Origin of the sequence: Moorena sp. SIO3B2, assembly GCF_010692525.1 — a bacterium.
Lineage (GTDB): Bacteria > Cyanobacteriota > Cyanobacteriia > Cyanobacteriales > Coleofasciculaceae > Moorena > Moorena producens.
On record NZ_JAAHHE010000216.1, the window covers coordinates 1 to 10728 of the forward strand.

The following is a 10728-nucleotide window of genomic DNA, read 5'->3' on the forward strand; positions in this document are numbered from 1 at the left end:
AGGGATTCACAGATACGAATAAATTCCAGAGCAGATTCCACCATCCCTTCTGGGGTATCACCGTAGGTAAACAGCATCCGTTCCGCTAGGGAACCGTGATTGACTCCGATGCGCATAGCTTTCCCTTGGTCACGGAGGGAAATGACTAGGGGTTCTAGGGTTTCCCGAATTTTTTCCCCAATTTCCTCAAATTCAGCTTCAGTGTATTCACTGCGATTGGCTTTGGGCTTTTCAAATACATACAATCCTGGATTAATCCGCACCTTATCCACATGCTTGGCAACTTCCAGAGCAATTTTCATGCCATTGTGATGGACATCAGCTACTAGAGGCACCGATTGATAGGTCGCTGCTAGTTTCTCTTTGATTTCGGCTAGGGCTTTAGCATGTGCCATACTCGGAACAGTGACACGGACAATCTCGCAACCAATCTCGTGCAAGCGGCGAATAGCAGCAACGGAACCATTGATATCTAAGGTATCTTCATTAATCATCGATTGCACCACCACCGGGTATCCCCCGCCAATAGTGACATTAGCCACTCTGACAGGGCGGGTTTGACGGCGGTGGATAGTAGTATCGAAAGCTGGTAATGTAGCAGCCCTTTGAGGTGTGCTTAGAGTTTGCATAACCTGTTAGTTGCTTTGGCTTAGCGAAAATAGTAGGTTTTTGTATTTATTCTCTTAGGTTCCCATAGAATCAGGCGCTTTTGGCTTAGGGGTGAGAGTTTTCTACTCAGGAAAGTCGGTAATCACCCATTTAGGGGGTTGAGATAGTTTCTTGAGCCGTGCTTCCTCACGGTGCGCGTTCCCTAGCGCTTTGAAAAAGCGCGGGGTCGCACCGCTGCCAACTCTAACATTTTGTCCAATGAAGTACCGTTAATGAACTGGGATGCCTCAGCAAGGTATTGTTTATTGGGGCATTTGTTACCTAAGATAGAACCGTTGATGCAGTCTTGGGCACAATTTACATTAACTTCCACAGTACTCTCAGAGATGGTTATAGCTAGTAATGACCACCCGGGCAAATTACATTCCTCATTGGCTAAAGTCATTGCTCTCAATTTTACGTTTTTCAGGAGTCGCTTGTTTGTCTCAACTTGCTGTTCAAATTCAATTCTCTATATAATCAACTAAAGCTTTTTAATGAAATCAATTCAAATGCTAAAAGAGGTTATTGGAGTTTTCACTATGCGTCTTATTTATTAGTTCCTCAATATCTTGATCATAAAAATCCCATAGAACAGCGAAAAATTGCTATAGATATAGCCAATCAATTAAAATACCAATTTCCATTTGATATAGCTAGGTATACAGTTCACTATAATTCCCCTATCTTAAAACATGAAGACACTTATAATCCGACAAATATAGGAAACGAAGTTATTGATATTATTAAAAAAATTGAATCTAAACAGCTATGGTATAATTACAATTACCAAGCCCGTATTTTTGTTAAGCAAATTAAAAATCTAAATTATGGAGACTTTAAACAAAGTCTTAAAAAATATTTATTAATTTACGTACATAATCATAAGTCCTTAGCCATAGTAAATAGTAAAATTTATCAAAAAATCGATCAACTCTACATTGACTATAACCAATCAACTATAACCCTCGACTTAATTATGCGCACCTGCAGAAGATTAGTGGAGCTTTTTACGACTGAAGATAGTCAGGAACCATCTCCTCTATTTATTTTACTAACAACTCAATAATACGCGATCACTATTGTTAGTATTTTGCTCAAAATTGTTTTAATTTGTAAGTACGTAAAAGCTCATTTAGACGTTTGTATTAAAATAATTCGCTATTACGAAAACTCTCCAGAGCAAGAGTGTAAGTGGTTTATAAATTTTTTGGAAGTTTTCAATATTGTTATAGCGATTTACACTCAAAATATTCAATATAATCTCATTAAAATAGAAGATGATCAGCCAGATAATCCGAGGGTTATTTCTTCGGATAGCTATAGAGTATTTCCCCAATTAAAAGGGTCTGACCTGCGTGGTACTAATCTTAGTGGTGCCGATTTACGTAATACGAAATTAAGGGCTGCTGACCTGCGTGGTGCTAATCTTAGTGGTGCCAATTTAAGTCAGGCTGACTTAAGCCTTGCCAAACTCAGTGGCGCTAACTTAAGCGGTGCTAATCTTAGTGGTGTCAAGTTAATCACAGCTGACCTGAATAGTGCTGATTTGAGTAGTACCAACCTAAGGGGTGCTGATTTACGTCGTACTAATTTACAGCAAGCAAATCTCAGCAATGCCAGTTTGAACGAGACTAATCTGGTTCATGCTGACTTACAACATGCTGATTTGAGCGATGCCAACCTTAGTGGTGCTAGTTTGCAAAATGCCAAACTCAGTGGGGTAAACCTTAGTGGTGCTAACCTTAATCGAGCTGACTTACGCCATACTAAGCTCAATCATGCCAACCTCAGCGGTGCCAAGTTGAAGCAAGCTAACCTGAATAACCCTAAGCTGTGTCAAGCCAACCTCTGTCAAGCCAAGCTAAACCATAGCAATCTCAATCACGTAAACTTAGATAGTGCTAACCTTACTCAGGCTCACCTGCGTGCTGCTTCTCTGAATTATGCCAGCTTAAGGAAGACTAACCTTAGCTATGCTCAATTAAGTCATGCTCAGTTGAGTTATGGAGACCTCAGTGGTAGTGAACTCAGTTATGCTCAACTGCGTCACGTCGATCTGACTAATGCTGACTTGAGTCAGACAAATTTGATGGGTACTAACCTATTTGGTAGTAATCTTCAGAAAGCCAATGTCCAAGGTGCTAAATTTTGGTACAACGCAGTTTTGCCTGATAAAATTCAACCTGAGCTAGAACAGCGAGGAGCTATATTTATTGTTAATGGTTAATTGTTATTTAATTTTTAATGGTTAATTGACGAACAACTAAGAATGATAAAGTTTTCTAAGCAGTCAGCTATCATTCTTAAGCAGTCAGCTGAATGTTTAGGAATGATAAGTATTCAATCGGACACAATGCTACAGTGAAAGTGTCTGATATTAATGAACCTGCTTTTGCGTTGTTGCTGCCATGAGTAATTCTGCTTCCGTAAACACCAGTAACTTTTGGGACTTTGATTTTACAGCCCCTCAACCGACACAGGATACAGATTTGCTTAGGCAGCTGAATTTCGTTCCAGGGTTAAAAGACATTCTCATGGTGCGTCAGGTTCATGCTCTAGAACACGCTACTGTCTGGGTTCTAAGTCAGCGCTATGGTGCTAGTGGTGCTGGTGCAACCCCTAGCACTCCTCCATCAGATAATAATGCGATAGGAGGACTATCAACTGACCAAGGATTTTATCTCTATGGTCAGGTAAATTTGGCTGAGTTGAGACGAGCAGTACCCACTGCCCTAGAGCGACTGACTAGGGGAGAATGGAATATGGCTATCCACCCCCGCTGCGGCACGAATCTCTCAGTAGCAGTGTTTTTAGGTGCTGGACTAGGGTTGGCAGTTCATCTGTTACTGCCGCGAGGACCGATTGAACAACTGTTGGGTCTTGGCTTTGCAGGGGTGGCTGCTACTCAACTAACACCTGATTTGGGGAACTTAGCGCAACGATACTTAACTACTGCCATTCCTTTTAACCTGGCGATTGTAGACATTAGGGAAACATCTGATATCTGGGGACGTCCAGCCCATTTTGTCCAGATGCGATGGATTGACTAAGCTTCAATTGTGATTTGTCTTTGGTTAGATGAGTCCAAGAGAACCGACCGACTTATACCAATTCTTAAAATTAAGACTACAAATGGAGATGGAGATGGGGAGATGAGGAGATTTTGATTAATGGTGATTATCCGAACATGAAATAAGATGCAAGCTTTAGATGCAAGCTTGGCCAGAAAAAAAAATCCCAAATTCAGACGTTATATGTAACATATATAACGTCTGAACTTTCTTGATTTATCCTGGCTAGGAGAACATTAACTGTTTCGAGAAAGGGAAGCTTTTCCAGTAGCACGTAAGCTGACTGCTGATAGCTGTTCGCGCAGCGTGCGCGTAGCGCATAAGCTTACGGTTATTAAACTCTAGCGCCACAGTTGTGAAAAGACTGAGCTCAGTTTTTGAGTCAATCCCAAGCTCTGGGATTGACTAGCTTCTTGAACCCCCGGTTCATCCTCTGGTGAATTGCCAGGGGAAATATAGCCTGCAGGAACCACCAGCAACGTAATCCCGTGTCGGCCCACCACAGTCACTTGCTCATCAGGCACAAGGGTAACTTGGGAATCATGATCACATAACCGGGCGGGCCAGTATGTGGCTTTAAATTTGACTCGCCCAGGCTTGGTCGGGGTAATGGTACGTTCTACCTTGCCGACGCCTGGTTGTGGAAATAGGATGGAATCAGGAGCCTGTACATTAATCATGTGTGTTCACCTCGTTTGACTGATTATGTTATTCTGTTCAGCCTGCTTGGTACAAAACGTTTTAACCAGGTAAAATCTGGCAACGTAGGCTGAATGTGAAATTTTTTTGCCTTAAGTGGCGATTAACCCGTGCCATAGATAGGGTTTCAGTCAACAGAGCATCGGTATTCTCCAGTGATATAGGTATTTTTAGCTTCAACAGAAAATTCCGATCTTCCTGAAAACTAGCCTTAAATTCGGCAACGGAAACGTTTATTGGTTAAAGATTAGATACACTTCCCGGCATTCAACGAATGACACAAGGAACCATTCTTCCTAAGGAGAGTAAACACTTCAGGATTAGGTAAGTTAGAGAATTAGAAACATTTTGTTAAAATCCACATCCTTTAAAAGTTTGGTAAGTGCACTACTGTATCAAGGTACTGTCCTTAAAACCCTGGAATAGGACAAATGCGTTCACTGATACACCCTGAAACGATTGAATAACGCTTTCAACCTAAACATGACCTAGAGTGATTATTTAAGGCTCAACCTAGATACAAGACCGCAGACGCAACTGACAAGCTGTAGATACATTTAAGACTCAGTAGATGCACTATGTATTCTTATTCTACGTGTGTATCGAAGAATCTGCCACCCTAGAGTAAAAGATTTTCAGACTACAACAGACAATTGTTACTATAGGCAACTTCCTCCAGGAATAATACCAGATTTTCTTGAAAAATGTCACTTATCTGTTGGAGGCGGGAAACAAGCTGAAAAATTTCCAATCCCCAAGTTTACTATAAGTTTACATCTTTTACAGAAAATTGGTATAACAATACACAATTCATCATTTTCCCCTGACATCAAAACTCTTAAATTATGCCAACTGTTAGTTTAATTCATGCTGATTCCTATAATCCACAACTCTTACGAGCTTCCTTGGAAAGGCTGCTAGAACCTTTGGGAGGGATGAGTGCTTTTGTTAAGAAAGGTAATTCGGTTCTGCTTAAACCTAATTTACTTACTGCTGGTCGTCCTGGTAAAGAATGTATCACTCGCCCTGAAATTGTTTACTGCGTGGCTCAACTAGTCAAAGAAGCTGGGGGTAAACCCTTTTTCGGAGATAGCCCAGCCTTTGGGAGTGCTAGGGGTGTGGCTAAGGCGAATGGCTATCTGCCAATGATGACAGAACTTGATATCCCTATGGTGGAATTCCACGGCAAGGGTTATGAAACTGCTAGCGAAACCTTTAATCATCTGCGTTTGTCTAAAGAGGCCATGAATGCCGATGTGGTGATTAACCTACCGAAGGTAAAATCCCACATGCAGTTGACCTTGACCATGGGGGTCAAGAATTTATTCGGCTGTGTTCCGGGAAAAATGAAAGCCTGGTGGCATATGGAAGCAGGTAAGGATGAGACTCGCTTTGGGGAAATGCTGGTGGAAACAGCACGGGCGATTAATCCGCAGTTGACTATTATTGATGGCATTATTGGTCAGGAAGGGAATGGTCCGATTGGTGGTGAACCGAGACATTTGGGGATCTTAGGAGCATCGGAGGATGTCTTTGCTCTCGACCGCTCAATCGTGGAAATTCTAAATGTTGAACCAGCCCTGGTTCCTACCCTGGCAGCTCAAAAACGGCTAGGGTTGTTGCCAGACTTAGCAGAGATTGACTTTCCTTACCATCGACCTCTAGAAATCCAAGTGAGGGATTGGAAACTACCTGATACTATGAAACCGATTGATTTTGGTATGCCTCGAGTAATTAGGTCTACCTTTAAGCATTTATATATCCGGCTTATCAAAGAGCCAATTAATGCTTATGGTAAAAGCTAGACAATCAGGGGTATTTGGTAAAATTTGCTACAACAGGATCCTAGATTAACCAAGTAACCTAGAGTTACCCTCCGATTGCTTAACCATGCCGCCCTATTATTGCTAGCGGCGGTTTTTTATTGATTAGTAATTAGTCATGGGTGAATACCAGAAAACTTGTTACTGGCCACAAAGCACTAATTACTAATCACTAATCACTAATCACTAATCACTAAGCTGGTCATGGGTGAATACCAGAAAACTTGTTACTGGCCACAAAGGACTAATTACTAATCACTAATTAATCAGCTGGGGATTGGTGAATACCAGAAGACATAGTCCGACTTTGTATAATTAATTACTCTCTAGCTCCACTATTGGTCAAGTCCAGCAAACAGTGATAGAGTTCTTCGTTACTTTTAAGAGACCGAAGGTGACATTGAAAAAGTCAAACAGCCTGATGGGTCTAGGTTTGAGGAAGTAGCGATTAGCCCGAAGGGCTACGCTACGCGATCGCAGCCATCTATACATTGAGCACTCAGCTAATGCCCTAGGCGCACGCTACGCGAACAGTCATCAGCACTCAGCCTCTACAGCTAATACCGGACAAGCTGAAGCCTGTGGGTCAAACGCTTCAGCAGTCAGGAGTCAGGAGTCGGGAGTCTACTTAACCTACACGCAAACTACTATAACTACAGGGTGGTGGATGATTTGGTGTTACCCAAAGGATTTACCTAGGACGTGATAGCCCCTTGGGAAGATCCAGTGAGCGATTCCCGATTTGGTTACAATAATGACTATCTCTCGTTTATCTAAATTGGTGAGGACTCTGGCTACCTCACCTTTAATTGTGAATACATCAGTGCTTTCCCCTGAATGCAAAGTGATCAGAAGGTGTTAGGGCAATCCCTGCCTTTTGAGGAGGTAAAAGCAGCATTGAAGACAGCAGCAAAGAAAAGAAGGGGATGAAAGCTTTATAGTTGCCGGATAGTGACCCAATCAAAGCTAAAGTTCGGCTTCTTTGTAAAGAAGCATTAACTGACCAGGGGATGGAGGTGATTTCTCTAGGTATCTAGGAGAGTTTCCGTCCGCCAAAACCAGAGCCTCCAAAATATGATCCCATTTGCGTTGAAGCAGCACCCATTAACATAGAAGTGTCAAAACTTGGTAAACTAACACCTTTGGAGAGCCATGTCAGAGCTTACACTCTCTAAAACTATAGAGTCAATGGCAGTGGCAGCGCCACCCACTCAGGCCGACCTTCCCTGTGACGATGATATACCAATGGAAACCGCACGGCACAAAGCCCAAATGGATCTGCTCATTTATACCCTATCGCCTTGGCTAGATAATAGGTCGGATGGCTATGTCGGTGGTAATATGTTTGTTTACTACAGCGTTGCCCAACTCAAAAATAAGGACTATAAAGGACCAGATTTCTTTGTTGCTCTAGATGTACCCAAGGGAGAGCGTCGAAGCTGGGTGATTTGGGAGGAGGAAAAGGCTCCTGACGTGATTATCGAACTTTTGTCGGCAAGCACTGCTGAGCGTGACAAAAACGAGAAAAAGCAGATTTATCAAAATCAGATGCGTGTGCCAGAGTATTTCTGGTTTGATCCTTTCAATCCAGATGATTGGGCTGGATTTCATCTCCAAAATAGAGTTTACCAACCGATAGAACCTAATGAGCAAAACCAACTGGTATCTGAAGCATTAGGTTTGAGCTTGGTGCGTTGGCATGGTGATTATAACGGCATCGAAGCAACTTGGTTACGCTGGGCAAATTTAGATGGGGAGTTACTGCCCACTTCTGAGGAAAAAGCTGAGCAAGAACAACAAAGAGCCGATCAAGAACAACAAAGAGCCGATCAAGAACAACAAAGAGCTGAACAAGAACAACAAAGAGCTGAACAAGAACGGCAAAGAGCCGATCAAGAACAACAAAGAGCCGATCAAGAACAACAAAGGGCTGATCAAGAACAACAAAGGGCTGATCAAGCGGAGTCTCAGTTGCAGCAGGTGGCGCAGAGCTTGTTAGAGCAAGGGATGACGGTGGAGCAGGTGGCCAATCTAACAGGTCTGTCTGAATCTCAGGTGGCAGAATTTGGTAACTAAAAGGAGGGTTTTTCTGGTTTTCTTTTCCCTTGGTGGGTGGGCGCACGCCCTGCCCCCCTACGGTGGTACTTTGATTGAGCTGAGGGTCTAATTATATCCCCTTCATGGGATTGGCCGTAGGCCACGGTACGCGAACGCATGACTTGCTTTAGTAAAAATGTACCAAATAAGAGAAAATTAAGAGACAATCCGATCAGTGTTGGCAATCGAGATATGCGATGCTAAGCATTGAGCCGCTACGCGAACGCATTAACACTGCTGTCTATTGTGTTGGAATCGATAACCAAGATCCAAATTAAAGCTGAGGGCTGATAGCACCTCAAGTAGCACCATCTGTAGCGCATTAGCTGACAGCTGAATGCTCACCATCGTGAGACAATAGACCATTAGTTAAGAAAATGACTTCAGTGACACCTCAACCTGCCAAACATAAAAAAGCGAGAGCCTTAAAACCAAGTAGCCGACGCCCTGCCAAGGAACTGTGTAGCGAGTGTGGACTTTGTGATACATACTATATCCATTATGTCAAGGAAGCTTGTGCATTCTTAAACCAGCAAATAGCTGACTTGGAAACAAAAGCCCATGGACGTAGTCGCAATCTAGATCATCCAGATGATTGGTACTTTGGTGTTAACCAGAAGATGCTCACGGCTAAGAAGATTAAGCCGATAGAAGGGGCGCAGTGGACAGGAATTGTCAGTACCATTGCTATGGAAATGCTCAAGCAGGGTAAAGTTGAAGGTGTAGTCTGTGTCCAAAACACTGAAGAAGACCGCTTTCAGCCGATGCCGATCATTGCTCGTACCCCAGAGGAGGTGTTAGCAGCACGGGTGAATAAGCCTACCTTGTCTCCTAACCTCTCTGTGTTAGAGCAAGTGGAACAATCAGGGATGAAGCGATTATTAGTAATTGGTGTTGGCTGCCAAATCCAAGCATTGCGATCAGTGCAAAACGAACTCGGTTTAGAAAAACTCTATGTTTTAGGTACGCCCTGTGTCGATAATGTCAACCGTGAGGGGTTGCAAAAATTTCTGGAAACCACCAGCCGTTCACCAGAAACGGTGGTACATTACGAGTTTATGCAGGATTTCCGGATTCACTTCAAACATGAGGATGGCTCGATTGAGAAAGTACCTTTCTTTGGCTTAAAGACTAATCAACTCAAAGATGTGTTTGCCTCCTCTTGTATGAGTTGTTTTGATTATGTAAACTCCCTAGCGGATTTAGTGGTAGGTTACATGGGAGCTCCCTTTGGTTGGCAGTGGATTCTGGTTCGTAATAACATCGGGCAAGAAATGTTGGATTTGGTGCAAGACCAGTTGGAAACTCAACCAGTCATGTCAAAAGGCGATCGCAAACAGGCAGTGCAACAGAGTATTCCTGCCTATGACAAGGGAGTTACCTTACCGATGTGGGCAGCAAAAATGATGGGAGTGGTGATAGAAAAAATTGGTCCGAAAGGATTGGAGTATGCTCGTTTTTCCATTGACTCCCACTTCACCCGCAACTATTTATATTTAAAGCGCAATCATCCACAAAAGTTAGAGGCACATGTGCCAGAGTATGCCAAGCGGATTGTAGAACAGTACAAGTTGCCAGACTAAAAACTGAGGGATTGGTGCGCTTCGGTAGGGTAAGCGATCGCGTGCCTTCCAACTCAGCTACTGTCGAGGGAAATTATAGGTATTTCAGTTCTGAATTAAGATCCCATTAATGAGTCTTTCGGGTCTCCTGGTGATGCCCCTATTTCTTCAGTCCATTGAGAGAGTTGAGTGGTTTCTGATTTAGGAATAATCACCGACTCTATACTCTCCCCATCATCCAGTCGTTTAGCCACTTCTAGAATTGTATCTGCGATCACTACCGGAATCCTTACTGCTTTCGTTTGACCCAGATTCCACTTCGGCTTGCGACCACTATTTTCTCGATAACCACCACGGGGCATAACTTTACCTCACCTCTGAATCTGAAATAGTACGTTTTCCTTATATTCTACAATCTTAGATTAATTAAATAGCTAGAGCTTGTAAAACTTAACTAGTGAGTGATTTTTATACAAAACCTGCTAATTGTAATTTTTTTGGTCTATTTCGTACTTTTTATAAAATCAACCATGAAATTCCAGCAAATGAGGTGTGCTAACCGGAAACTCCCAAAATTTCTGAAGTCGGTTTAACTGATATCTTGCACCATTGTTAGTAGCCGTAGGCTAGAAAGAAACTTGAGTCCACTTAGGTGGACTTGGTTCGTTTAGGCCAAGGCTTTAGCCTAGATTCCGGACTTGACCGGAAATCGGGGAGTGTGAGGGGGTGAGCGCAAGCCCCTACGATTCATCCATGGGGTAAGCTCACCCCCTCACATAAACAACAATTCTTGTGGTACTGTAGGTAATAGGCTAAATAAGCAAG

The 10728-nt window shown here is 42.8% G+C and carries 8 protein-coding genes and 2 pseudogenes; 6 read left to right on the plus strand and 4 right to left on the minus strand.

All coding sequences use genetic code 11. The features are described from left to right. On the minus strand, window positions 1–629 hold a 629-nt coding region (locus F6K38_RS28250; protein WP_287358373.1), incomplete at its 3' end, for a flavodoxin-dependent (E)-4-hydroxy-3-methylbut-2-enyl-diphosphate synthase. A gap of 102 nt (window positions 630–731) precedes the next feature. Beyond that, a pseudogene (locus F6K38_RS28255) lies at window positions 732–982 on the minus strand (hypothetical protein). Window positions 983–1099: 117 nt separating this feature from the next. Here F6K38_RS28255 and F6K38_RS44450 point away from each other — a divergent pair. The 3 genes and pseudogenes from F6K38_RS44450 to F6K38_RS28270 form a co-directional block, all read left to right on the plus strand. Beyond that, window positions 1100–2209: pseudogene (locus tag F6K38_RS44450) on the plus strand (pentapeptide repeat-containing protein); the annotation flags it as partial. Continuing rightward, window positions 2198–2878: a pentapeptide repeat-containing protein gene (locus F6K38_RS44455; protein ID WP_502709604.1), complete on the plus strand. Its 681-nt coding sequence runs from the start codon at window positions 2198–2200 to the stop codon at window positions 2876–2878. The pseudogene F6K38_RS44450 and the gene F6K38_RS44455, both read left to right, overlap by 12 nt. A gap of 181 nt (window positions 2879–3059) precedes the next feature. Then, window positions 3060–3701 carry a DUF6391 domain-containing protein gene (locus F6K38_RS28270; protein WP_008187961.1) on the plus strand — a complete coding sequence of 214 codons (642 nt, stop codon included), beginning with the start codon at window positions 3060–3062 and terminating at the stop codon, window positions 3699–3701. Window positions 3702–4063: 362 nt separating this feature from the next. Here the strand turns inward: F6K38_RS28270 and F6K38_RS28275 are convergent, their stop codons facing one another. Beyond that, window positions 4064–4402 carry an NfeD family protein gene (locus F6K38_RS28275; protein ID WP_287249597.1) on the minus strand — a complete coding sequence of 113 codons (339 nt, stop codon included), beginning with the start codon at window positions 4400–4402 and terminating at the stop codon, window positions 4064–4066. 864 nt (window positions 4403–5266) lie between these two features. Here F6K38_RS28275 and F6K38_RS28280 point away from each other — a divergent pair. The 3 genes from F6K38_RS28280 to F6K38_RS28290 all read left to right on the plus strand — a co-directional run bounded on the left by F6K38_RS28280 (window position 5267) and on the right by F6K38_RS28290 (window position 9924). Continuing rightward, window positions 5267–6226, plus strand: a complete 960-nt coding sequence (locus F6K38_RS28280; protein ID WP_287358380.1) for an Npun_F2552 family protein — start codon at window positions 5267–5269, stop codon at window positions 6224–6226. Between the two features lie 1170 nt (window positions 6227–7396). Beyond that, window positions 7397–8320, plus strand: a complete 924-nt coding sequence (locus F6K38_RS28285; RefSeq protein WP_287358382.1) for a Uma2 family endonuclease — start codon at window positions 7397–7399, stop codon at window positions 8318–8320. A 398-nt stretch (window positions 8321–8718) separates the two neighbouring features. After that, window positions 8719–9924 (plus strand): Coenzyme F420 hydrogenase/dehydrogenase, beta subunit C-terminal domain, encoded by a 1206-nt coding sequence (locus F6K38_RS28290; RefSeq protein ID WP_287358384.1) that lies wholly within the window; start codon window positions 8719–8721, stop codon window positions 9922–9924. Between the two features lie 95 nt (window positions 9925–10019). Here the strand turns inward: F6K38_RS28290 and F6K38_RS28295 are convergent, their stop codons facing one another. Continuing rightward, window positions 10020–10265 carry a hypothetical protein gene (locus F6K38_RS28295; protein WP_287311100.1) on the minus strand — a complete coding sequence of 82 codons (246 nt, stop codon included), beginning with the start codon at window positions 10263–10265 and terminating at the stop codon, window positions 10020–10022. Window positions 10266–10728 lie beyond the last annotated feature (463 nt).

Bases quoted from the DNA above. Each gene is read 5' to 3' on its own strand.
- F6K38_RS28275 (WP_287249597.1), bottom strand. From the start codon at position 4,402: ATGATTAATGTACAGGCTCCTGATTCCATCCTATTTCCACAACCAGGC.
- F6K38_RS28270 (WP_008187961.1), top strand. From the start codon at position 3,060: ATGAGTAATTCTGCTTCCGTAAACACCAGTAACTTTTGGGACTTTGAT.
- F6K38_RS28280 (WP_287358380.1), top strand. From the start codon at position 5,267: ATGCCAACTGTTAGTTTAATTCATGCTGATTCCTATAATCCACAACTC.
- F6K38_RS28295 (WP_287311100.1), bottom strand. From the start codon at position 10,265: ATGCCCCGTGGTGGTTATCGAGAAAATAGTGGTCGCAAGCCGAAGTGG.
- F6K38_RS28285 (WP_287358382.1), top strand. From the start codon at position 7,397: ATGTCAGAGCTTACACTCTCTAAAACTATAGAGTCAATGGCAGTGGCA.
- F6K38_RS28290 (WP_287358384.1), top strand. From the start codon at position 8,719: ATGACTTCAGTGACACCTCAACCTGCCAAACATAAAAAAGCGAGAGCC.